The 25,184-nt window shown below is 47.8% G+C and carries 19 protein-coding genes; 5 read left to right on the top strand and 14 right to left on the bottom strand.

What is annotated here, in order from left to right:
- Positions 1-8: 8 nt before the first annotated feature.
- From OXH00_10080 to OXH00_10055, 6 genes are all read right to left on the bottom strand, one after another.
- Entirely contained in the window at positions 9-2,231 is a 2,223-nt protein-coding gene (locus OXH00_10080) for a carboxypeptidase-like regulatory domain-containing protein (GenBank protein MCY3741355.1), read from the bottom strand.
- 194 nt (positions 2,232-2,425) lie between these two features.
- A complete protein-coding gene (locus OXH00_10075; GenBank protein MCY3741354.1) occupies positions 2,426-3,274 on the bottom strand; it encodes a phytanoyl-CoA dioxygenase family protein in 849 nt (282 codons plus the stop codon).
- A 150-nt stretch (positions 3,275-3,424) separates the two neighbouring features.
- Entirely contained in the window at positions 3,425-4,468 is a 1,044-nt protein-coding gene (locus tag OXH00_10070) for a formylglycine-generating enzyme family protein (protein ID MCY3741353.1), read from the bottom strand.
- Between the two features lie 156 nt (positions 4,469-4,624).
- A complete protein-coding gene (locus tag OXH00_10065; protein ID MCY3741352.1) occupies positions 4,625-5,461 on the bottom strand; it encodes a biotin/lipoate A/B protein ligase family protein in 837 nt (278 codons plus the stop codon).
- Positions 5,410-6,042, bottom strand: coding sequence for a hypothetical protein (locus OXH00_10060; GenBank protein MCY3741351.1), 633 nt, complete (start codon positions 6,040-6,042; stop codon positions 5,410-5,412). The genes OXH00_10065 and OXH00_10060 overlap by 52 nt, the downstream gene beginning before the upstream one ends.
- A gap of 551 nt (positions 6,043-6,593) precedes the next feature.
- Positions 6,594-9,614 carry a hypothetical protein gene (locus OXH00_10055; protein ID MCY3741350.1) on the bottom strand — a complete coding sequence of 1,007 codons (3,021 nt, stop codon included), beginning with the start codon at positions 9,612-9,614 and terminating at the stop codon, positions 6,594-6,596.
- A 464-nt stretch (positions 9,615-10,078) separates the two neighbouring features.
- Between OXH00_10055 and argG the strand changes: the two genes are divergently transcribed.
- On the top strand, positions 10,079-11,317 hold the full coding sequence (gene argG / locus OXH00_10050) for an argininosuccinate synthase (protein MCY3741349.1): 1,239 nt from the start codon (positions 10,079-10,081) through the stop codon (positions 11,315-11,317).
- A 4-nt stretch (positions 11,318-11,321) separates the two neighbouring features.
- Here the strand turns inward: argG and OXH00_10045 are convergent, their stop codons facing one another.
- From OXH00_10045 to OXH00_10010, 8 genes are all read right to left on the bottom strand, one after another.
- Complete coding sequence (locus tag OXH00_10045; protein MCY3741348.1) at positions 11,322-12,314, bottom strand: AAA family ATPase; 993 nt, start codon at positions 12,312-12,314, stop codon at positions 11,322-11,324.
- Between the two features lie 135 nt (positions 12,315-12,449).
- Entirely contained in the window at positions 12,450-13,808 is a 1,359-nt protein-coding gene (locus OXH00_10040) for a sulfatase (protein MCY3741347.1), read from the bottom strand.
- 23 nt (positions 13,809-13,831) lie between these two features.
- Positions 13,832-14,398 (bottom strand): Uma2 family endonuclease, encoded by a 567-nt coding sequence (locus OXH00_10035; GenBank protein ID MCY3741346.1) that lies wholly within the window; start codon positions 14,396-14,398, stop codon positions 13,832-13,834.
- A gap of 23 nt (positions 14,399-14,421) precedes the next feature.
- Positions 14,422-16,821 (bottom strand): hypothetical protein, encoded by a 2,400-nt coding sequence (locus OXH00_10030; GenBank protein ID MCY3741345.1) that lies wholly within the window; start codon positions 16,819-16,821, stop codon positions 14,422-14,424.
- 187 nt (positions 16,822-17,008) lie between these two features.
- The gene (locus OXH00_10025; protein MCY3741344.1) at positions 17,009-17,992 is read right to left on the bottom strand and encodes a Gfo/Idh/MocA family oxidoreductase; all 984 of its coding nucleotides are present in this window, start codon (positions 17,990-17,992) and stop codon (positions 17,009-17,011) included.
- A gap of 49 nt (positions 17,993-18,041) precedes the next feature.
- A complete protein-coding gene (locus OXH00_10020) occupies positions 18,042-19,013 on the bottom strand; it encodes a Gfo/Idh/MocA family oxidoreductase (GenBank protein ID MCY3741343.1) in 972 nt (323 codons plus the stop codon).
- A gap of 30 nt (positions 19,014-19,043) precedes the next feature.
- Positions 19,044-20,258: a Gfo/Idh/MocA family oxidoreductase gene (locus OXH00_10015; GenBank protein MCY3741342.1), complete on the bottom strand. Its 1,215-nt coding sequence runs from the start codon at positions 20,256-20,258 to the stop codon at positions 19,044-19,046.
- 201 nt (positions 20,259-20,459) lie between these two features.
- Positions 20,460-21,407, bottom strand: coding sequence for a dihydrodipicolinate synthase family protein (locus tag OXH00_10010; protein ID MCY3741341.1), 948 nt, complete (start codon positions 21,405-21,407; stop codon positions 20,460-20,462).
- A 244-nt stretch (positions 21,408-21,651) separates the two neighbouring features.
- On the opposite strand from OXH00_10010, the gene OXH00_10005 reads away from it, so the two are divergent.
- The 4 genes from OXH00_10005 to OXH00_09990 all read left to right on the top strand — a co-directional run bounded on the left by OXH00_10005 (position 21,652) and on the right by OXH00_09990 (position 25,184).
- Positions 21,652-22,098 (top strand): cytochrome c maturation protein CcmE, encoded by a 447-nt coding sequence (locus OXH00_10005; GenBank protein ID MCY3741340.1) that lies wholly within the window; start codon positions 21,652-21,654, stop codon positions 22,096-22,098.
- 61 nt (positions 22,099-22,159) lie between these two features.
- Positions 22,160-24,178 (top strand): heme lyase CcmF/NrfE family subunit, encoded by a 2,019-nt coding sequence (locus OXH00_10000; GenBank protein MCY3741339.1) that lies wholly within the window; start codon positions 22,160-22,162, stop codon positions 24,176-24,178.
- 15 nt (positions 24,179-24,193) lie between these two features.
- Positions 24,194-24,775, top strand: a complete 582-nt coding sequence (locus tag OXH00_09995) for a cytochrome c-type biogenesis protein CcmH (protein MCY3741338.1) — start codon at positions 24,194-24,196, stop codon at positions 24,773-24,775.
- Between the two features lie 58 nt (positions 24,776-24,833).
- Positions 24,834-25,184, top strand: a complete 351-nt coding sequence (locus tag OXH00_09990; protein ID MCY3741337.1) for a hypothetical protein — start codon at positions 24,834-24,836, stop codon at positions 25,182-25,184.

Raw genomic sequence — 25,184 nt, 5'->3', positions numbered from 1 at the left:
AGGTCGGGTTAAAATTCCGCTGTAATTCCTAAATAAGGAAGGAAAGGCAGCTGGTTGATATCATCCCGTGTTTGGTAATCGTCGCTGTAATTGTAATCGAGCAAATTTTTTCGGTTATAGGTATTCAGGAGTTCCAAGAAGAACCCGAGTTTCCATCCGCCAAATTGGAAAATTTTACTGACGCGCAAATCCAACCTGTGATAAGCCGGTAACCGGTCAGAATTCGTTTCAGCATAAATAGGAATATAGATAGGTCTTCCGTTCCTTGGATCGAACTGGATTCTCGCGTCTTCAACCGGTGTATAGGGATTACCCGTACGATATTGCCATTTCGCGCCGAATTCCCATGTGGGTGTCAGATTGTAGCTGGCGGCGAGTGTTGCGACGTGCGTCTGGTCAAACGAATAGAAACGATACGGTTCGCCGATGCGGTCTCGGCGTTTGGAGAGTGCATATGCGTAAGAAATCCAGCCAAAAAACCGATCTCCGCGCTGATGTCTGAGAAAGATTTCAGTGCCTTGTGCATAGCCGGTCCCTTGATTGAGATAAGCGGCTTCTTCATCAACTGTCGCCAAGTCTGCGAGATCTTTATAATAGGCTGACATTTTGATTTCTGTCGCTTGTGAAAGCTGCCGTTTGAGTTCGAGGATGTAATGACTGGCGCGACTTGGCTTTAAAGCGGGGTTACCGATAGTAGGAGAAAGGAGTGCTGGTATTGGAGCTTGGTTGTAAACGCCATACGAGAATTGCAGTTCCGAGTTATTGGGGAGTTCTACAAGCAGGCTGCCACGTGGTTGAATAGAGAGTTCATCGGTACGGTTAAAATAATCGAAACGGAGTCCAAAGGCCACGGATAGAAAAGGTAGCAGCGTATACCTATCCTGCAGATAGCCTTCAATGCGTTGTCCACGGATATATTCGTCTAAGGCGATCTTTTCCTCGAATCGGATGTCGTAGTCAATCTCACCTTCATCCGGTATTCGTGTGAAAGTGCCGGTAACCTGACCGGGCTCAAGTCCGAGAATTAATCCAAATTCTAAACGATGTCTCGGGTTGAGTTCATAAGTGAGATCTTCGCGGAGGGTGTAACTCGGGGCATCAATATTAAGAGAAAGCTCAGGACCAAAATTGACATCAAATAGAAACTTTGAACGGGTTAGCGATAGGTAGGAGGTGAACCGTTCCGTCAGGAATGAGCGGAGGTGGATCCCCGCGCCCTCAAAACCACTTTCAAAACTGGTATTCCCTCTAAAGTCTTGGTCTACACTATCACCGTCCAACTTTAGGGCGAATCGGTCCCCAGAGGCGAAGAGATTAAAAAAGAGTTGATGTTTTTCGCTAAGATCGTAGCCTGCTTTAATTTGGTAATCCCAAAAGCGAGGAAAGGCAGTGATTGACCCCGTGTCAAACGAGAATGAGCCGATGAAAAGGTCGATATAGCTTCTGCGTCCAGCTGCGTACCAGAACCCTTTTTCGCCGATTTTGCCTTGGAGTAGTCCTTCTGAGTAGAGGAGGTTAAGATTAAATTTTCCACCGAAGTTTGTTGGACTGCTGTTTTGTGAGGAGATGTCAATCACTGCTTGTGAATCGACACCATATTCGACGCCATATCCGCCGGCGTAGACATCAATGTCGTCAATAATTTCGGAACTCAAAGAAGAGACGAGTCCGCCGAAATGGTAGGGATAGCCGACGGGTACTCGGTCGAAGTAATAGAGGTTATCCTCATCGGAGCCGCCACGGATGTAGAGTGCGCCACTGAAATCATTTGCGACCCCGATGCCCGGAATGGCAGGCAGGGCGCGGAGCGCGTCGCCAGCGGTGCCGGGCAGGCGCGTAATTTCTGATGCTTGAATGCTTTTTTTGTTGACAGTCTTGGGGACGCGTTTGCCGGTTACCTCTACACTTTCAAGACGAACCTGTTCTGTTGCGACATAGATTTCGGTTTTTTGACTTTCCGCTGCTGCGACGACCACCGAGGTTTGTTGTATCAGTTGCGTCTCAGGCACCGTGGTAACTAATGTATAAGTGCCTTCAGGAACAGTACTGAATACGAATTTTCCATTTTCATCAGTTTTTTGACGTTCATCGGTTTGAAGGATCCGGACCTCTGCGCCTGCCAATGGTGTTTTCGTGTCGTTGTTGTAGACGGTGCCTTCAATTGTTCCCGTTTGTGAAAAGGCAACTACAGGAACTATAAGAGTCATCATCAGGCAAAACAAACTTTTCATTAGAATTGGCAACCTCTATTCTGTATATGTTAGGAAATTGTATGTGTTTTATTTAATAAAAGTATACAATTTTCCTGCTTGGATTGCCAAAAAAAATGTAGTGCCTTTCAACTTTCAGATGTCGGATCGCTTAATGATTGGTTTACATTGATGGGTAAGGACGGGCAGGGTTGCCCGTCCGGTGTGTTTCTCTGTTAGTGTACGACCGCTTCGGAACCGAGGTTTTCCTGAATCCATGTTCGGAGTGGGACATCTTTTTCCCCCGGAGAGGTATACCCCATACCGCCCGTGCTTTTACCCAAAATCTGCTGTCGAATTGGATCGGAGTGCTCCATGACGTGTTCCACTGTCATATCATCGCGAGGTTGGAGCCAGCGGTAACTATAGCCGTAGAAAAGTACCTTGCGCATGGTGTCGGAGGTATTACGTCCTGCTGCGTGCCAGAGTCTCCGATCGAAAAAGACAGCGGTTCCTGGTTTCGCGAATATAGGTGTGGCGTTCTCAGGGTCCGCGGTGCTGTCTTCTGGCATTTCTACCTTGTTTAGTCGGTGGCTGCCCGGTATTGCGGAGAAATTACCCCGTCCCGGTACGGATGTATCCGTCAAGAAGTAGGCGACTTTCAGCGATACACGCGGGCGCGGGTTACCTTCCAATTCAATGTTGAGTCTTCCACTGTCTTGGTGCCATCCGAGTCGTTTCTGTTTATCATGTTCTTCGGATGGCAGCGGTGGTAGCACGATTAGATGTGAATGGTAGAGTTTGATGTTCCATCCTAAAATTCCCCACACTTTTGGGAACGTTGTGTGCCAATCCAGCAACTCGATAAAACTCTCATCTCTACCCACGAAGTCAAGGAGGTTGAAACGTGCGTCGGGTGGGAGTTCGTCTTTGCCCAAGTACTCAGCACCGACGCGATCAACAGCGGCAATTAACTTCTCAACCATCTCTTGCGGGATGGCATCTTCAACGACCAAAAAGCCGTTTTCCTCAAAATGCTGTTTTTCTGTTTCGGTCAAACAGTGTTCTAAACATAGCGGATTCATTGTGTTCCCCCATGAAAGATGCTTTGGTTTGCGAAAAGTTTATACTGATTTTGAAATTTCGTCAACGTGAAAAATATATGTAATCAGTTATCGGTTGTTAGGACAAAGTGGAAACCATTAGTTGTTAGCTATCAGCAGTCAGCAACGGCGTTAATGAGAAATTAGAAAATTTTCGGACGCCACCTGCTTCGCTCGCTGGGCGGCGCGCCATCTCCGCCAAAAATTCACGCTTGCAGTAAAAAGGAACCCTACACCAATCATGCCGACGATCGTACCGCCTAACATCAAGTCAGGATTTACCGCGACGCTATAAATTGCGCCTCCGATGAGAACGAAGGCAATCAGGGCATCTTTAAAACTGTTTCTTTGTGCCCGTTTCTGAAGGAGTTGTAGATTGGCGAGTTTCTTTTTTTTGATATAGTCAATAAGTGGCTCTACGGGAACATGCACCGACTCGGCTTGTCCGGGTAGCACCTCTCCGACACAGCGAAATCCGATATTTCCGGCACTATAGTTTGGTGGTGCATGTAAACGGTTGGCGCATCGAAAGTAGCGTTCTGCTGTGCTATCGCGCACTTCCAACCATGAACCACCGCGTAAGGCTTTCTGTTTTTCAGGAGTTGCCTGTTCTGTTTTTTCGTGTTTTGGATTAGGATATGGTTGATACCAGTCAGCAGTCCATTCCCACACGTTCCCAGCAGCTTCGCCGACCCCGTAAGGACTTGCTGTGACAGGTCGGGTGCCTACGGACGTAAGGGACGCTGTCAAGATCTGTAAAGTTTCAGGCGGAGTTTCTGTGGACTCGGATTCATCGGGAATGAAGATATTGCCCCATGGATAAATCCTGCCATCGGGACCCCGACACGCTTTTTCCCATTCTGCTTCTGTGGGGAGCCGCTTGCCTGCCCATTGGGCATACGCATTGCTATCGTGCCAACTGACGTGGACAACCGGGAGGTTCGCGTCCTCAGGCGTAAAGTTACCGTTTTTCCAATGTACCGGCGGCGGATGATCCGTTGCTGCTACAAAAGCTGCGTATTCGGCATTCGTCACAGGATATTGTTCAATGAGAAATGCATCCAGAAAGCGAACGTGCATCGGTGCCTCATCAAGTTTCGCGTGTTCTGAGTTGACTAATGCGGTCCCATAGAAGGGTTCAATATCGGTGCCCATGATAAACGCACCCTGCGGAATAAGAACGACGTTGGTGGGTTTTTAGTCTTGATTCATCCGATTTTTTATACCAATTTTTCGGAAACCTGTGAGTTGCGCCGTCTTTTGTATAGCAATTTTTCGGAAACCTGCGAGCTACGCCGTTTTTTGTATAGCAAGTTTTCGGAAACCTGCGAGCTACGCCGAAAAATTCCACGCTGTTGTAGCATACTTGGTGTCAACCAAGATTTCTGCTTGTGTCTGTTCTGTTGGTGACAATTCACTTGAATGAAACGCAATTCCGAGGTTAAATGTTTCAGATATTGCTTGGATGAGTGCGCTTCGGGTTATCGAACGTCCGTCTATATTGATAGCAGTTGATTTTTCACGCAGCATCTCTTGGACCTCAGGGTCTTTTGAGACGCGTGCGAGGATAGAGAGGGGCGGCATATCCAAGGAGATGTAGCCTTGAAACATGATCCCATTTCGACTGCGCCTGACAGAAACGCCTGCCAATTTCTTGTTATCCGACATCACATCGTGTTCAGCGGGATTGGTCAGGCAGATATTTTGTGCTGTTTGGGAGGCATCAGGACATGCAGCGTAGCACTGCGCGGGGATGCCGAGTTTCTGGAACGCTTTGATGAGGGATTGTCCGATGCGTTGATAAGCGTCGGAAACACTTAATTCTCCAGCACTCCTTGGGAGGATCAGTGTATAAGTCAATTCCCATCCATGCACAACGGTGCCGCCACCGGTCATTCGTTTCACTAGTTCGATGCCATCTGCACGGCACGTATCCACGTCGACTTCTGCGGCAATATCTTGGAAGTAGCCGAAACTGAATGCGGGTTGCGTCCAACCGTAAAACCGTAGTGTTGGATTCGGCTGTTCCTTCTGTGCAGCGAGGATTGCTTCGTCGATTGCCATGTTCATCGCCGCACTATTTTTTCCCATATTCAGCAGTCTGCCGATGGTTTCCATTAAGATAGTGGGACGCGGCACACCGCTGTCGTATGCGCATCGCAGTACCAAAAATACCCGTCCCAGTACGTCATTCCGTGTGGTTCCGGGTGGGGTTCGGGTATCTCAATTTTGTTGATATGGCTGCCATCTTCTGGATCGAGATGGAAGATCGCGCGATGGTTCGTTTCGACACACCAGAGATCGTCACCGACCCATGCGATACCGTGCGGTCGGTCGCCGGGAGCAGGGAGTGTGTGTATTACCTTGAAACCGTCTTCAACATCTACCTGATAAACGGTGGCAGAAGGTGGCACCGCTAACCAGAGTTTATTGTCGCGCCATTCCAAGCCGTGTGCACCGGTCTGACCTGCGCCGGGTGTTTCAAAAGAGGCGAGCGTCTCACCGCTTTCTGGATCGGTTGATAGGATTTCACAACTGTAGGTAGACGCAAGCCAGAGTGTGTCTCCTGTATCTGTAATACCGCTGCCCCTGTCGGAACCAGTGGCGAGGGTCTTTTTCACATCGCCATCGTAGGAGACGAGGTGAACCTCATTGGTCTGTTGGTCGAGGATCCAGAGTCCGTCTTCTGTGGCTTGCATTCCGTTGGGTTGTGGACCTGGGGAGTCAAAAACTTTTTCGATTGTGGGCATGTGAAACCTCCGTATACGATATATTGTATTGAGGTTTTATTGTATGCAGTTTTGGGAAGGATGTCAAGAATTTTTTAGACTGCTTGCTATGGGTTTGTAGTCGCGCAACTCATTTCGTATTGTGTGGGTCCTGTATAATATGGGTTCAACGAATCTTTCTAATCTGTCAGGCGTAAGAGAGTATATTTACTGGAGTGGCTTGAAAAAGGAGTTGGCGAGCAGCAGAGGGGCGCGCTTCTGGAAGTTCCTCTCTGTGCTCTGCCAAAATCTCCTTTTGAATTCTGTATAACTGAAATCATGATGTATGATATATGAATGTGAAGTATGAATGGATTTCAGTTTGAATTCCGTATGACTGAAATCATAACGACTTATGTATAATTTGTGGGCTTTGGTCATACTAAATAAATTATACATCAATTAATTCAGTTTTGCAAGAAAAAATACAATTTTTGTATAAAAAAATCTTATTTTGATGGATTTTTCGCAAAAAATGCGCTTTGAAAGGATAAAAATGCGCTTTGAAAGGATTTGAGAGGATAAGTATCTGCCTACGCAAGTGCATAGACACCGCGCCGGATTCTGACAATCTCACCTGTTTCCACAAGATGGGTGAGTTCGTTTTTAATGGAGCCCGGATTCCCGTCAATTGCTTCGAGGATCTCAGATGTTGTTTTCTCTCCATCCGAAAGTAGACTGAAAATCTGCACATGAAATGGGGTCCGCTCGATTTTACCGCCCCGTAATCTCATCAAGATACGGTTCGCTTGTGCCTTAGAAACACCAAGCAGATATTCAACACGTTTTCGGTTCCAAGAGGCGTCCATATTCGCGTATTCTGCCTCGTATCCCTCGCGTATCCGAATTGTCTCTGAAAGTTCATCCAACCCGCCAGCGATCTCAAAGTCTTCCCAATCGAATAACTGTGTCTCTGGGGCATCGGTGACAGAGGGTAGCCGCAAAGCCGTATTGAGAACCAGCGTTTTGCCTGATGCCTCATTGGATCCAGCGATACGGACGATCTGTGTCAGTGCACCGATAGCGTTCTGTTCGTAGAGTTCCTGTATCCGTTCATCTTCAAATTGATAAGGATTCATTGTCAGGTTGTAATTTAACGGTTCCACTTGATTTCCGAACAGAATTTTCGCTTCTTCCCAGATGAATTTTGGGGGCCAATAAGGTGTACCAACGATCCAGACAACATCAGCAGTCTTAAAGATAGATTGTAGAACATTGATGCGGTCGTAGTAAAGGTCAGTCGCTTCAAAAGTGGATCGCAAGTCCTCAGGATGTGCTGGGGTGTCTTTGATAAGATCGTGGTAGCTGATAATCTTATCAAAAACATTTTTCAACATCACCCTCGTACTTGTGCTTGAGATAACGACATGATTGCGATTTGGGTGTTGCTTCATTTCTTGATAGATACTGCGAAAAAAGCGGCTCGCAATTTCAGAAAGGCTGAACACATCCCACTTAACCTCGTAGTTTGCGATTGCATAGGAAATATGCGGTGCGCTCCGTAGCTGAAAAACCTTATTCCCTGAAAGTGATGTTTCTTGCGATTCAACCCGTCTCACCGAAACAGTTTCTTCAGGAAACACTTTTTTAAAGCCATCTTCCGAGAACGCTGGTGATATGAACACAAGTTTCTGAATCTCTTGATGAATTCTTGGTGGTAACCAGAACCGCAAAATCCCGTCATCGACAAACATCGGCGCATCCATATCCCGGGTGTAATACGCGAAAAATGTTTTCAACTGATGCCATAGCGTCCACTTCGAGTCGCGATACACATTTGGGAGTTTCTCTATGTTTTCTGAGGTCGATATATCCAAAATTTCGAGCTGGATCGCACTATCAGTATCTACTGCAACCCAGTTCCCCGCTTTATCTCTACAATTTATCTGACACATCTGTTGAACAATGCTATTTTCTAATCCTTCAAACGCCTGAATAACTGTGCGAATTCGCTTCGCGATATCGCCGTGTTGACTGTCTGTAATCCGAATAGCGTTCAGCACTGTTTTTGCGAATTGCCCCAACGCTGCACTACTCCAATTAATGAGCCAGTCTTCAAGAATTTCGGTTGACAGATGATGCTCTGAAAAGAGTTTCGTGAGTTGGGATTCAGAATCGTTTATAATACAGATCCGATCAGAAACAATCAACGCATCAACAAGTCCGGCGTACCGCCGATCCAGAAAGAGGTTTGGAATATTGGATACGATGACCTGCTTTTCCTTGAGCATCTCGAATTGAGAGAGATACCCGCGCGCCTGACACGCGTCATAAACCGGACAACTTGGGCAGATACTCCTATTCGGATCACCGCCCTTCTGCGCTAAGGCATCACATCTCTTGGCATCTTCGCAGACGTTTCCCCGCGCGAAAGGATTCTGCATCCGTTCAGCAATGGGTGTCCACTCCGTCTGTTTCCAGCGATAGTTTCTCGGTTTCCAACGTCCTACTGAAACACCTTGTTCTTCATAATACCGTTCTGCGTCTTCAGCATCGTGTGCGGTATTAGCGTTGATCCATATAGGTGTGGTATCAAGGAATGTGGCTTCGATTTCACTTTTCTTTTCAGTGCTCATTGAACCCGTGATAATCCCAAGAATGCGGGCTTCCGGTTCAGAGAACTTCCTCTCATCTTCCACCGCAGTGTGTTTCACTTTTTTAAGGAGCGGTCTGGGTCGTTTGATTCCAATCGGAGAAAGTTCACCGCGTTGCACTGCAAGGAGACTTTCATTCACAACTTGTTCTGTTTCTAACGATTCTATGACATCGAAATCGTCGAAATCCTGTGTATCCACGAGTGCTTCATCTATTAAGTCTAATTCGGATGCTGGAGCGGGTTCATGAAGCAGCTCTCGCAAAACATCGAGAAACGCAAAAAGCACATCTTTAGAAATGATGGGTGGGTCTAATAGGCTGCCCTTAAGGATCTCGTAGCGGGCATCCCAGCGTGTGTAGCCTTTATCGCCAATAATCTTAACGTAGATATCACGATCGCGGTGGTCTATGTCAGGTAGATGCTTATGGATATACTCCTTTGCGTCCGTTGTGTTCGGATGGAGATAGTCCGGTACTCGACACGAAAACCGCAAGCCTCCACCTTTGAGTAAAGTGAGTAGCGGGTTCATAACAGCATTGACGAGTGCGTCCACACATGCAACAACGGCATCAGGGGCGTCTTGGATCGCTCTGTAAGTAAACTCGATGTCGTGCCAGTTAGCACCCTCGCGGGCGGATGGCGTTCCTGTATAGACCTGAATCCCCCACGACGAGAACCATCGTCTCGAGCTCCAGTTGAGTGTGCCTTGTCGTCTTAAGAGACGCGTACCACCACGATACGCTGGCCCCTGATCAAAGGGAGCCTGTCCGATCGGCGTAAACGAGATAGCTGCCTGTTCAAGGTCATGCAAAAGCAACGGATGCTGACGCGCACAATAAACAATATAGTGGTAAGGGTACTCACCGTGCAACGTGGGGGAGACAATGGTTTCCCGCTGCTGCAGCTCCTTTTGTCGCCGTTCATGGCACTGTTGGATAATATCTTTCACAGATTCCATGAGAAATCTCCAAAATATACGTGCTTTGGGTCTTTACGAACCTTAAAGAACGGCTTGAAAGCGTCGTGTGGAGATTGCGAACCTAACGCCATTTGTGAAGGACGGTGAGAAAAGTCTCGCTACCTTCCGCTCTCAGATTGGTTGCTCCAGATAGGCAAGTGCCGTCACACTATTAAAAATATCATACTATAAACGAGATAAATTATCAATATATCTTTGTTGAATATTTCAATATTGGTTTGCAAGCTCCTGAAAAAAGTGATATAATTCCGACATAATACTATTTCTCGAAGTAGATATTGCATGCCCAACTTTTCTGAAACGGTCGCGGTTGCACAAACTAACAGTTTTGCGGTGTACTTGAAGAAACACCCCAGATGCGACGTGCCTCATGCTACATGTACATTGAAAGGTATTCAATTAGGAATGGTATAACTTAAAATACAATATCTTGGAGTTTGCTTTTGAATATTGATATATTGAAAGGGAAAACAGTTGGAGCTGCTGTTTCGGGTGGCTTGGATAGTTGCACCATCACCAAATGGTTGGTTGATAACGGAGTCAACGTTGTCTGCTTTACGGCTGACCTCGGACAACCTGACGAACGAGACGTTTCTGAAATCAAGGAACGAATGTTGGCGTGTGGTGCTGAAGAGGCTGTTATTATAGACGCGAAAGATGCCCTTGCGGAAGATGGTATCCGTCTTATCCAGTGCCAAGCAATGTATGAAGGTGGTTACTGGAATACGACAGGTATCGCGCGACATGTCACAGTGAAAGCACTGCTGCCGGAGATGGAGAAACGCGGTGTTTCTATCTTAACGCACGGCGCAACGGGTAGAGGCAACGATCAGGTTCGGTTTCAACTCGCTACGAATATGCTTAATCCGCATTTCGAGGTTTATGCCCCGTGGCGAGATGCTGAATTCCTGAAAAAGTTCGGCGGTAGAAAAGAGATGATAGACTTCTGCCAAGCACACAACCTACCGATTACTGCGACACACGAGAAGCCCTACTCAACCGACGCCAACCTCCTCGGACTTACGCATGAAGCCGGGCAGCTCGAATCGCTGAAGACTCCGGCAGGTTTTATCAGTCCGGGTATGGGAGTCCATCCGAAAGATGCCCCTGATGATGTCGAGCACTTTACAGTTACCTTTGCGCGTGGGACACCTGTTGAAGTCAACGGAAGCCCTGTCACAGCACTTCAGAGTCTGACAGAGGCGAATCGTATCGGTGGACGAAATGGGGTTGGTATCGGTATTCATACCGTTGAAAATCGGTTTGTTGGAATTAAGAGCCGCGGCGTTTACGAATCGCCAGGGATGGAATTGCTTGGAAAGTGTTATGAGTATCTGCTCCAGCTGATTTTAGACAGACGTGCGCGCCGACACTTCGATAACGTTGCACCGACAATCGCTGAACAGATTTATCAAGGTTACTGGTTTGATGCTGCGACGCAGGCATTGCTATCTTCGATTCAACCGCTGACTGACTTGGCGAGTGGGACTATCACAGTGGCGCTCTACAAGGGAAATGTCGCATTCTATGCTGCAGGGGGCGCACCGCATTCACTCTATTCCGAGGAGACAGCCTCTATGGAAGATATCGGTGACTTTGATCATGCAGATTCGGAAGGGTTTTTAGCAGTGTTGGGTGTAGGCGCGCGGGCATCGGCTGTTGCTGGACAGACGCAGGAGTAGACGTTTATGGCACCTCAAGTTTTGCGAACACCTGTGTGATAATACTTTCAACATCACGTCCATCCGCCTCCGCCTCATAACTGATGATGACTCGATGCCTTAGTACATCCATACCGACGGCGTGAATATCTTCTGGCGTGACATAACCGCGCTCGGAAAGGAACGCTCTTGCTCTTGCCGCAAAGGCGAGAAAGATCGTCGCGCGTGGCGAGGCACCGTATTCAATGAGTGTCCTGAGTTCGTCTAACTGATACGCTTCTGGGGCGCGCGTTGCGCACACCAAATCGACGATATAATTCTCCAATTGTTCCGCCATATAGATGTTTCGGACAACCTCTCGGAACCTAATAATATCTTCCGGAGAAATCACCGGTTGAATTGTAGCGATTTCTTCAGTTGTCATCCGGCGAAGGATTTGTAATTCCTCTGAATGTGAGGGGTAATCAACTTTAATCTTTAGCATAAATCTGTCCACTTGTGCTTCTGGTAGTGGATAGGTGCCTTCATGCTCAATCGGATTTTGGGTTGCCAAAACGAGAAACGGGTCATCAAGTGGATACGTCGTACCACCAATCGTTACCTGCCGTTCTTGCATCGCTTCAAGGAGCGCGCTTTGCACTTTAGCGGGTGCGCGGTTGATCTCATCTGCGAGGATAACGTTGGCGAAAATGGGTCCCTTTTTCGTGTAAAAATCGCCTTTCTGCTGATCGTAGATGAGTGTGCCGACGAGGTCTGCTGGCAGTAGATCAGGAGTAAACTGAAGACGATTGAAGGAAGCGTCAATGGTCTGCGCAAGTGCGCTGACAGCGGTTGTCTTGGCGAGTCCGGGTACGCCTTCGAGTAGAATGTGCCCGTTACAAAGCAGCCCGATAATTAGTCCCTCTAATAACGCGGTTTGCCCGACGATAATTTTCCCTGTTTCTGTGAGTATCTGCTGAACTAACCCGCTATCGGCTTGGATGCGGGCGTTCATTGCTTCTAAGTCGTAGTTTTGCATGTGTTAATGGCTATCGGCTGTCGGCTATCAGCCTTCAGCAAGAGAGTTTTGTGGTATCCACGTGAGAAGCGAGGTTACACACCGACGACTGACAATCATTCCCTCTGACAGCCGATGGCTGATGGCTGACGGCTATTAGGTGAAAAACGGTTGTGTTTCGCCTTCTTGGAAGGATTGCTCAAGCCACGGATCCTCAGTTTTCTGCCTAAATTCGATGACTTTTCGGCGCATCTCGTTGGCGATGTCTTGTAACGCTGGTACATCAATGAGGTTCCGCGACTCTGCGGGATCGTTCTGGATATCAAACAACGCCTCGCGGCTCTGTTGTAGAAAATCAGTACGCTGGCGTTCTCCGAGTTGCTGGACATTGTCATCACGTACAGCTGTCCATGAAATCGAGCGGAACAGATCACTTGGGAGTGGTGTCTCCAGTTGGTACGCCAGATTACGGACGTATTTATACCGTCTGCCGCGTAAGACGCGATACGGGTAGTAGTTCGTCACTTCGTGAAAACAGTGTGAGAAGTAGGTTTCTTCCCATTCACCGTTGCCCGGTTGTGCGCTGTCATCTTCAAGAATAGGGAGAATTGACCTACCCGGAAGTGCGTTTTCTCCATCGGGGTGCGTAACACCACACCAATCTAACATCGTCGGGCAGAAATCTACCCAGTTGACGAGTGCTTGATTGTGGAAGTCGCGTTTCTGTTGCGTAGGACTGGAAATCAGCAGTGGGCAGTGGTGTCCACTATCGAAGCTTGATGCCTTCGCACCGGGAAATGGCATCGCGTGATCGGTTGTTACAAAAACGAGGGTTTCGTCTGCACGGCCAGAAGCATCAAGTGCATCTAAAACTGCACCTACGACAGCATCCCATCGCGAGACGCTTTCGTAATAGTCTGCGAGGTCTTCACGGACAGCCGGTACGTCTGGCAAGAAATTTGGGACAATGATCTCATCGGGTGTATAGGAACTGGGTTCAATACCTGCGGGTGTCTGATCGTTTCCGAATCCTTTGCCTGCGCGGTGCGGATGCGTACTGCCGATATGGAGATAGAAAGGCGTATCTGTATTCTCGTTGAGAAATTGTGTGACCTTTGTTGCCATGTCCGCAGGGCTTCGGGCGTTAACTTTTGGTTCAAAATCGAAGGGGTAAACGCTCTCTGGTTCTACGTGTTTCTTTCCGATACATGCCGTAGCGAATCCGTGTGTTTTCAGGATCTTTGGGACGGATTGCATATATTCATGCGTGCGAAATCCGTGTATTCCGTGGCAGTGTCCGTATTGTCCATGTGTGTGGCTATGTTGGCCGGTGAGAATACATGCACGGCTCACGGCGCACGAGGGACTTGTACAGAATGCATGGTCGAACACGACACCGCGTTCCGCAAATGCATCAATGTTTGGTGTTCGGATAACGTCATTTCCGTAGCACTTTGCGATACGGCTCCAATCGTCAGCGATGACAAACATCACGTTTTTGTAAGAATTGTTCATGGTTTTCCTTATTTAGGGCACAATTATTCAAAGAGTTGAGAAACTTGACAGGTAAACCCCGGCACGACACCCTCACCGGTGAGTGTGTCTTCGCGCATGAGCAGTGCCATGTCGTTTTCAGAGCGATAGACCGTCACCGTTTTAGAACGCGGATCCAGAACCCAGACAAGGCGGGTTCCGGCGTTCAGATAGGCAAACGCTTTGTCTACAACACGCCACTGAACGTCTGTCGGTGAAACCACCTCAATCGCCAAATCGGGCGGTATCAGGAAACCTGTGTTTTCGTCTCCATCCAACCCGGAAGTTGACACAAACGCAACATCTGGCTTCAGCCCGCGTGCACCCACCTGAAAAGTTGCCTCTACATGGACCTCCCCTAACTGATTCTCACGCACATGCTGATCCAAATACCGGATAACGTTAACACTAATCTTACTATGTATCCTCGTTGGTGGGGACATCGGCACTAATTCTCCTTTAACGTATTCATATCCGTCTATATCGTTCTCAAGAAATTCTGCCAACGTCATGGAGACCTGTTCCGGTGAACGAATGCCCTGCGTGATTTCGTGAAGTTCTTGTTGTGTCATGCTTTCATTCCTTTTTTGATGTTTTATACCAAACCGCTCCGTTTTCTTAAGAACCATTCAAATCCGAGGAGTGCGATCACAGCACCAAAAATAAGCGGGATATTCCAGATGTCAACATCCGTAATTTTTGAGGTTGCGCTTTCGACGAGTGGAATCTGATTCACGAGTTGGGCTGCCTCCTCCGTCGCATAGTACTTCCCACCACTCCCTTCAGCAAGCGTTTTGAGGAGCGCAATGTTGAGTTCAGCATTACTAAATTCGGCGTAAGATGCTTTTACCTCAAAAAGGGTCTGTTGTTCACCGAGGTTTTCACCAGCAAGGGTACCGGTAGCAGTGACAGTGTATTCACCGTATTGATTCGGAATAAAGCGTGCTGTGTAAAGTCCATCTCTACCAAGGACCTGCTCAAGTTTTAATTCTTTGCGCTTGCCTGCTTCGTCAACAACAATAGCTCGAATTTTTGCGTTGTTAGTCAGTTGGAATTGTTTATCGGTAGCGGTAACCTCAATCACGACAGGTTCTTTCAATGTGTAGGCTGTTTTTGCGATATCAAGTTTAATGTGTTCTTTTGGTGCGGTTGTCAACCATCTGGCGGTCTGTCTCCAGAAGCGTTCATGGCTATCATCTTCAGGGGAGTCTTTGAGCATTTGCCATCGCCATGAAGTATGTGGCGTAAAAACCATCACGCGTCCGGCGTTGTAATTATGGGTTGCGATGAGAATTCGATTTCCAAATTCATTCCGGTCAGTTGGATGTTCCGCCAAAACGAGCGCACCTGCCTTGGCACGTTTGACTTTACTATAGCCTACAAGCGGTTTGAGATTCGCCCAACGTTCCATATTTTCGGTAGGGGTATCCGCCAACGCCATCAAATTTTCGACTTTCCCGTCTGGTGTCAGTTGCAATTTATATCCTTCGTTTTTCGCAGAGAACCGTGAACCTGTGGTTAATCTGGTCCGTCGTCTTGGTGTTGTTAGTGCTGGCGGGGATCCGAGTTCTATTTCTACGGGGATGCACTGTGCGATAGGTGTATTGATATAGGATCCAGCGAGTTCGTGGTTTCCCAAAGAGCTTGAACCGCCTAACATTAGCAATCCACCGCCGCGGGTGCGTACAAACTCAAGTGTATTTTCAAGTTGCGCGGGTGTAAATTGGGAGGCATCCACGTTGCCTAAGATGATAGCATCAAAGTCGAAAAGTGTCTCTTTATCATCTGGATAAAAATCAAAATCGTGCGATGTTGTGGTGCGAGTGCCGAGATAATTTCTGCTGCCATCAGCTGAGAGTTTTGTCAAGATCCGGTCGGTTAATTGGACGTTGGGATCCTTTTTCAGCGTCCGTTTTATGAACCCAAATTCAGCGCGCGGCTTACCATCGACAAACAGGATTTTCACACGTTTGGTCGGGGCAACCTTTAGTAAAAATGTTTTTGTGTTGTTCTGTGGTACCGCTTCCGTTTCTCCCAAGGCTGCATGCACCTCAAATTTTTGGGTTCCGGCTTGGCGCGGTGTAAACTTAAGCCCCACGCGTTTTGTTTTTTCGTCCGAAGCAGCGTCTGTTCCACCGATTTGCGGTATCCAAGAGGGCCCTTCGTCTAAGTCAACGGATTCTGTTTTCAGTATTCGTCCCTCGCTTGTTAATTGGAGATTAACCTTTTTGCCGCTAAATCCCTTCCGTTTTACGGTAGCCCATATTTCGACGGGAAAATCTTCTTCTGCGGTGCGGGGCACATCCAATTTGACGATCTCAAGGTCTGGATTGCCTTCTTCTGCCCCGACACCGATAGTGTGGATAGGCAGTTTTCGCTCTCGAATTTGCATCGCAAACTTGGTGATGTCAGTGCCACTTCTATCTACGCCATCGGTTAAAAGGACGGCACCAGAGAGAGGGATTCCTTGTAGGTCATCAAGTGCTTCGTTTAATGCTTGGGGAATGTCTGTGCTTTCTCCGTTCGCGCTCGTCAATGCTCCGTCAGGAATACGTTTTGCTGTAGTGTCAAATGCAAAAAGGCGTACTTTGAATTTGGCGTTCAGTTTTTCAAGGAGTCCTTCATTCTCGGCAAAGAGTAGATCGTTGACCCGATGCAGGCGTGGTGCTGAATCGGTAGCGTCGGTAATCTGCATACTCTTGGAACGATCAACCATTACCAATAGGTAGGAATCATCAGGGTTTGACTGGTAAATTGTTAGAAACGGTTTGAGTAGACAAAAGGCGATTAGACAGAGCACGATGGCGCGAAGAAAGATAAGAAACCCGCGGAACCCGCGTCTGATACGTCCTTGTGTACTCCGATATGCCCAAATAGTAGCGGCAACAAGCGCGATAAGTAGAACGGCAATTAGAAGCCCTGGTAGCGGTACCCCAAACGAGAAATCTCCCTCTCGAAAAACGTCAATGGGATACTTCATTATTTGTTCAAACATTTTTTAATTTATGGCCTCCTGGGCTGCGCTCCACTACATTCCGCGCAGGTTTTCTGTTAATTCTGTACATTCTTCAAGTCGCGCAGGCTTTTTAACACGCCAAGATGAACACAACACCCTTTTACCGAGTGAGACCGTCGATGGTTAATGATTAATCCCTCGATTGCTGCTAACTATTCTGAAGTCTTTACACAGAGATCTTGATGCACTGACCTGTGCCTGCGGATTCGTGCAATGCATCGATGGTTCGCATATTTCCGAGCGCGTCTGATATCGGTAATCGGGTCGGCATGCCGTTTTCTACTGCTTGGCAGAGGTCCAAGATTTCAGCGGCGTAAGGATTCACGCCGCTAACGCTAAAAGTTTCACCATTCACGATGAAATGTGCCTCACCCTCCGAATTGCCCCATGCGCTCTGAACAAAGAGCATACCCTCCGTGCCAGCGACTTCATAGGATTCACGCCACGTCCAACCGAAACTGCAATCCAATTGCCCGGTAATACCATCGCCAAAATCTAAGGTTCCGATCAGTGTTTCCCAGACGTTGTTAATTGGTTCAAATTTGCCTGTTGCCCAGACGGACTGCGGTTCTCGTCCGACGAGATAACGGATGATGTTAATACAATAACATCCTAAATCCATGACAGCACCGCCACCGAGATCACCTCTCAATCGCCAATTCTGTCGATCCGTGAGTCCTGTCGAAAAAGTGGAGCGCGCGTAGCGTACTTCCCCAATCGCGCCCTCCTCAATCTTCTGTTTCACGGCGAGCGTCAACGGGTGATGCCGGTACATGAACGCTTCCATCAGTAAGATATTGGCGTTTTCTGTAACTTGAATCATCTGCTCCAACTGCGTGGTGTTAACGGCAATTGGCTTTTCAACAAGAATACCTTTGACATTACACCGCACTGCCTCAAGCACATTTTTGAGATGGCGTGAGGGCCACGTGGCGACTACCAGAACATCTGGCTCCTGTTTCTCTAACATCTGTCGGAGGTCGTTGTAAGTGTTCTGAACGTTATATTCGGTAGCAAAACGCTCAAGCGATTCAAACTTCTCATCGCACGCGCCTACAATTTCAATCTCCGGCAAATTTCGCCACGCGTTGCCGTGTGCATTAGATATACCACCACACCCAACAATTGCGACCCGATATTTTTTTGACATAATTTTACCTTGGAATTGTCAGTGGATTCGGGGTTACAAACCCCTTCTACTATAGTGAAGAAATTTCTACTAACCGTTTCTCTTGTGCTGAGAGATTTGCCGCAAGCGATATTTCAAGTGTTTTGACGGCATCGCTGTACGGACTCAAAATCGGAGACGCGTCGCCACTACGGACAGCCTCTACAAAAACTTCGTCGATTGTCGGTCCCGGCTCTGTTTTATCCACCCATTCACCATCTTCATGTACTGAGACTCTTGACGGATTCCAATTCAATAATTCTTGTTCATATAGGATATCCAAGACATTGGCATTTGACCAGTCGCGTGCATACGCCCAAGCGGCTGTCAGTGAACCGATGGCACCGTTGCTGAATTGAAGTCCGACACTATTACTGTCTGGGCAATCGATTTCTTTTAGCACTCGATTTGCTTGCATCGCGTAGACCGATTCCACTTCACCGGCAAGATTGCGCATCATGTCAATTGTGTGTGTTGCTTGTTCGACCAACTGACCGCCGGATTTGTTCATTTGTCGTAGCCATCCATCTGGGCTACCGAGACCACTTCCACACCAATACTTGCCGACCACCATGTTAATCGTTTTATCCGTTAGAATTTGCTGCGTTATTCGCGTCGAACCGAGATAACGGAGTTGGTAACCTACGCATGTTATGAGTCCGGCTTTTTTCACCGCCGCTTCGATTTCACGTGCAATATCAATATTAATGGCAACAGGCTTTTCAACGAGAAACGGTAAGCCACGCGCAATAACGTCGAGTTCTGGTTGTCCATGAACGAAAACAGGGAGACTGAGATAGACTGCCTCCAAGTCATCACGTTCAAGTAGGTCTTGGTGAGCGGTGTAGGGATCCGCATTATGCTTCTCGGCTGCACTTTGCGCGCGTTCAGCCTGAACGTCGCACACGGCGACAATTCTTGCGCCTTCAATGCCCGACAGTTGGTTCATGTGTCCATTGGCATTACCGCCGCATCCGATAAATCCGATTTTAACTTCTTTCATTTTTTCCTTTATAAGCAATCTTTGCTTCAACTAACGCGCCTTGAAATTAACCTGTAACGCTTTTTCGATGTCCGCGCGCGGGTGGACACCAAACTGAGTTTCAAAATTGCGATCAAACGCGTCCTCTTCAATAGGATCAGGTTCAAGTGGAAGCTGGATAGGTTGTCGATTTGTCTGGATGGATCGGTGCGCAGCAATCACCATTTCCTGATCGGCTCTACCCATCTCTCCTGTCCAAATCGGTTGTGTATCTTCTCGAACTGCGCGGGCAATACCGTCAAGCATTGTTGCCAACGAGATACCTGTCTCTGAAATGCTCGTATGCTGATAAGAATTTACCCACTCAACAGTACCCCCTAATGATGCCGGGAGTTCTACAAAGATACGGTGCAGTGTTTTGTCTGCATTATATTCTCTCTGAAATTCGTATGTTTGCGCTCTGCCGGCGTTTTGGGTAAGGTCTTCGTCTGTGCAGACATTGACTGTTTCACCGCCAGTAGCACCTTGGTTCCCGTTAGTGATGATCGTACCGCGCTCACCACACGTCTCAAAACCGACGAGTTTATTTCGTCCGAGACATCCATTCTTGTTCCCTACCATGGCGATGCCGAGTCCACCGTTATCGAAATCTATGGCGTAAAACTCAAGGTTTTCGCGATTAAAATCTCGTTTTGCCCGGTCGACGTAAGGGGTGACAGGCATCGTATGTCCGATACTGCTGACTGCTTTCGGGTTGGCATTCATACGACACCGTATTGCGGCGAGTCCATGGTAGCCTGTTGTAGAAAAGAGTCGATGGCACTTATGAATGTTTCCGATGACCCCTTCCTTAATGAGTTTACAGACGAACTGTTCTACCGGGACAAACGGAAAGTTCTCTGATGTCTGGAGTTTCACGCCATTTTCGGCAGCGTCGGCGATCATCATGTCCATCAAACCGAGTGTCGGTGCGAGTCCAGTCTCCACGTTGTGTGAAATACCACATCGAGAGAGGTAACAGGAGACGATATGATGTAGCGGCGCAGGCACGACGACATCACAGACATCTGGCGAGGTTTCATCAACCATTTTCCTGAGATCTGTATAGGCTTTAGTGCCAACTTTCGCTGCACCGATTTCTGCTGATTCCTGGTGTGCGTCGCATACAGCAACGATGTCAAAGGTATTCTTTAATGTCGCGGCTGTTGATAGATGCGCGGCACCACGTCTGCCGTGTCCGATCAGAGCGTATTTTAGACCTGACATTCCGACCCTCCAACTCTATCATATAATATTCGCAGGACTTACGCAAATTTAGCACACGGCGCGAGGTTTTCGATTTTTAACCCCTAAATCGCCTTATCAAAGGACTTACAAAGCAGCTGCGTAAGTGCTAATTCGTACTGAGTGGTGAACGCGTTCAAACTTTTAACAGCAAGTTTTCGGTTTGCAAACTACACCGAAGATTTAGTGAACGCACTGATAGCCAGTTGCTTCAAGGCTTGCTCGGATTTTATCTACTTCGGCTGTGGACAATTGACGGAGCGGTCGGCGCATTGTCATTGATGGGAATCTGCCCATCAACCAGCGTGCGCATTTCATTCGCTGGTGTGCGTCGCTGCTGGGTTCACCGAAGTTGTAGACGATCCGTGCCAATGAATCCACTTGACTGCGTGCTTTGCGTGCCCCGATGAGATCGTCATTTAGCGCGGCGTGGACAACATCCACCATAAGTTCTGGTACAAATCCAGCAAATCCGATGAGTGCGCCGTCACTCCCTTCAAGCAGCGAAGCGAGCAGATATTCATCGTGGCAGGTCAAGATAGGAACATCTGATGCAGCCTCTCTAAGTTGTTCGTAGTCCCATCGCCAGCGCGCCATGTCGCGGGTCCCCATTTTGATGCAGATAACTTGTGGGATTTTCACCATCTCCAGCATCTCTTCAAGACTATACCCTGCCTTTGTCCATGCAGGATATTGGTGAACAATAATCGGTATATCCGCGCCTTCGGCAACATCTTGGAAGTAACCGACTGCGGTTTCAGGTGTCCTACCGAAACGTAACCAGTGATGTGCGGGCATTAAAAGGATAGCATCCGCGCCGGCTTCCTTCGCTGCGAGTGCATCATCAATCGCTGGCAAACTCCCTTCGGCACTAACGCCTGAGACGACTTTAACCCGGTCACCGACGGCTTCGGCGGTAATCCGTGTAACTTGTTGTCTTTCATGAAGGCGGAGAGACATGATCTCGCCGGTGTGTCCATTGCAGACGACCCCTTTTATGCCAGGAACACTTGCGAGTTCTTGCATGTATTGCTGCAATCCGGCTTCGTTGATTGATTCATCTTCATGAAAGGGACAGAGCGTTGCCGGGAATACACCCGCCCATGGATGGTGCTGCCAATTGAGTTTCATATTTTACGAAGACAGTTGTGGAAATCGAAAGTTTCCACAATTCTTTTCTTCCCTTTCGTTGGTAATCTGCTTTCAGATTTCACAAGGCGTATTGCTACGTGGGATTCCACACGATTTTTTGATTTAATACTATTTTAACTTGATTTTGCATGTAAAATCAAGTATTATTTTAAAGAGAAGGTTTTATCTCATCAGTACGGTTAAAAGTCGCGCCTACTGATTCGTATTAATGGAGGATGCTCAGGTGCAAAAACAGAAAAGACTCAAAGTGGTCGCTGCGAGTGTTATTTTGCTAAGTGGTTTTGTGATTTTAGTGTTGACTATGACAAAAGAAAAGAGTATGCGGCATTTCACACCCGCTGCGCTTGTGGCAGATGCGAGCAGCGCAAACGATCAACTGGTCCAAGTTGATGGTCTCATCGCAGACGGAAGTTCCCAATGGGATACCGTCAATTTTAAACTCACCTTTGCTGTCCAGGACCGCGAGACTGAGGCGACAGTCAACGTGATTTACGAGGATCGGCTTAAACCGGATAACTTTAAGGATGGCGGTAGCGTTTTCGTTGAAGGTAGATACGACGCAACACAGAACCTCGTTGTTGCGACTAAACTCATGACGAAATGCGCCTCAAAATATGAAGGGGCAGAAAGTGCCGTGCCTACAGATGAAACTTCGTATGCTTCAGACTAAGAAATGCATAATACTTTAGCAGTATGTTCAACAATACCTTTTTGAGGAGGCACAGAAACGCATGACTGCGGAAATCGGACAAGCCGCTATATACCTCTCTGTGCTTTCATGTTTGTGGGCAATCGGTTTCCTGAGTTTCGGGCTGTGGATACGAAATGCCCGTGCCATCCAGAGCGGTAGAAACGCCGTTGTTGCCACCTTCATCCTTATCAGTATCGCGACGGGTGCATTAATCTACGGTTTTCTGACCGATGATTTCTCAATGCGCTATGTATTTGAGGTATCAAGCGCGGCACAACCGTTACTCTATAAAATCACCGCACTCTGGGGTGCCATGTCCGGTTCGCTCTTGTTCTGGCTCTGGCTGCTTACAGTCGGCGGTGCTATTGTTGTCTATCAGAACTACCAGCGTAACAAACAGACGCAGGATACCTTAGCAGACTACTCCCTGATTCCGATCGCTCTTGTTCAGCTTTTCTTCACCATCCTTGTCACAGGTTTAGTAGACGGCATTTACAATCCACTCGCTCGGTTCCCCAATGGGCAAGTCGCTGCCGATGGTCAAGGAATGAACACGCTTCTCCAGACGCCGCTCATGGCGATCCATCCACCGACGTTATATATCGGTTGGATTAGCCTGACGATCCCGTTTGCGTTCGCAGTTGGTGCGCTTGCATCTGGTAGAATCGGCAGCGGTTGGATACTCCGTTCGCGCAGATGGATGCTATTTTCATGGATCATACTGACTATCGGTATCACGCTTGGTGGCAATTGGGCGTATCAAGAACTCGGTTGGGGCGGTTATTGGGCATGGGATCCCGTCGAAAACGCCTCTTTTATGCCGTGGCTCCTCGGGACCGCGTATCTACACTCTGTGATGATCCAAGAGAAGCGGAATATGCTCAAACTTTGGAATATCCTCCTGATTACCCTTGCCTTCCAATTTACACTCTTGGGGACTTTCATTACGCGTAGCGGAATTATCACATCGGTGCATGCTTTCGGTGGATCGGGTATTGGTGGGTATTTCCTGAGTTTCATTTTAGCTTCAACAGCCGGGGTTATCGGACTCATCGTCTATCGTTGGAACCGGCTTAAGAGTGCGAATCGTTTAGAGTCCCTTCTCTCCCGTGAGAGTGCCTTTCTTCTGAATAACTGGCTCCTTGTCGGGTTAACCCTAATTATCCTCTGGGGTACGTTGTGGCCGATCATCTCCGAAGCGATTAATGGTGAAAAATCTTCTGTTCCTGAAGCGTTTTTCAATAAAGTTGTGATTATTCCGGGGTTGCTGCTTCTGTTCTTGACGGGTGCTGGTCCAATCATCTCATGGAAGAAAATTACTGCGAACAACTTCCGACGCATGTTTTTATTGCCGCTTGTTATCGGTTTAATTGGCGGTGCTCTGACATGGGGATTCCTTGCATTAATAGGATATACTTTTCCGCTGTACTCAGTGCTCTGTAGTTTTGCAGCCGTTTTTGTGCTTGCCGCAATCTTTGCAGAATTTTATCGGGGTGCGAAACTCCGCGCGAAACGACAAGAGACCTCCTTCGTCAACGGCTTGAATCTCCTTATCCAGCGTAACAAGAGACGATACGGCGGTTACATCATCCATATCGGCATCGTTATCCTCTATATCGGCATTATGGGATCGAAAGGCTATTTTCTGCTGGAATCCAAAAGTATGACACTCGGTGAGTCAATGGAAGTAGGCAAGTATAAACTGACAATGATAGACTCGTTTGAGAAAGAACACGCGAACTATCTTCGGAGTGGTGTTATTTTTGATGTTGCCAAGAACGGAAAACGAATAGGAACAATGGAACCCGCGCTCCACGCCTACTACAGGGCGAAGCCGGATGAGGAACCTACCAAGGAATCAGCGATCCATCACGTCGGTATGAATGACCTCTATGTTGCCCTTGCCAACGTTCCACGAGATATCAAGACAGGAGGTGTTGTGAACGTTCAGGCGTATTACAACCCTCTGATTGGCGTCGTCTGGATTGGTGTTGCTGTGATGGTGTTGGGTGGAATTGTTGCGATAGCCGAGAAATCTGAACGCAGTAGAGACTCGTGATAAACGAGGCATAAGATGGTGAAAACTGGAAGATTTGAGCGCATTATAACGTCTAATGAATTTTTAATTCTTAATTTTATTTCGATTGTTGTGCTTCTCATCGTTTGTAGTTTTATTGTCACTGGGTACGCACAGACTGGGGAGTCTCAGGTCGCAGAACCGAAGGGCGTGGAGGATGCCACAGTTGCGTCCGATTTAGAGGAACTGCTCACTACAGTCTATTGTTACTGCGGGTGTGTAAGGGAGACAATTGAAGTGTGTACGTGCGGCACGGCAATGAATATTGAGAACAATTTTCGCGATCGGCTACTTGCTGGCGAGACCGTTGAGCAGATTCGCACGGATTATCTTGACACTTACGGACCGCAATATTATGCGGTCATGCCCGTAGAAGGTATTAACCTCCTTGCCTATGCTATGCCGGTTATCATACTTATCCTTATTGGAGGGGTTGTCTTTGTTGTGCTGCGGAGATCAACCGGATCAAGGCAGAAAACAGCGGCGGCAGGCGCGCGTGAGGCGTCAGCGTCACAAGTTTCTGATGAAACCGTACAGCAGGTTGAAGCTGAACTGGAAAGGTATAGGCGGGAAAGTTAAACTCAGCAATTTTTTCGTGTACAATAGCATTCACGCGTGGTTTTCAGAGAGGTCTTTTATGTCTTTTCTTCTGCTTTTATGGATGGTAATCTTTGGAATCCTGCTTCTCGTTTATTTGGGGTTTCCAATTTTCTCAAAAACGGGTGGACAACATGCTGTAACGTCCGAAGAGGCTATTGAAGAACGGCGGCGGGTGCTTTTTCAGGAACGTGAAAGCAGCTACGCAGCGTTGGCGGATCTCGATGAAGATTATGAAACAGGGAAACTCTCAGAAGCCGATTATCAGGAGCTACGCGAGGAGCTTTTACAAGAGACTGCACGCGTCATCACACAACTCGAAAATGAATCTTTGTCGGATGTAGAAGCAGAGATTGAACGATTTAAACAGCAACAACAACCCGGAACATAA

It is taken from the genome of Candidatus Poribacteria bacterium (assembly GCA_026706025.1).
Taxonomy (GTDB): Bacteria; Poribacteria; WGA-4E; order WGA-4E; family WGA-3G; genus WGA-3G.
Note: the sequence above shows the minus strand (reverse complement) of the source record. Positions and strands in the feature narration are given on the sequence as shown.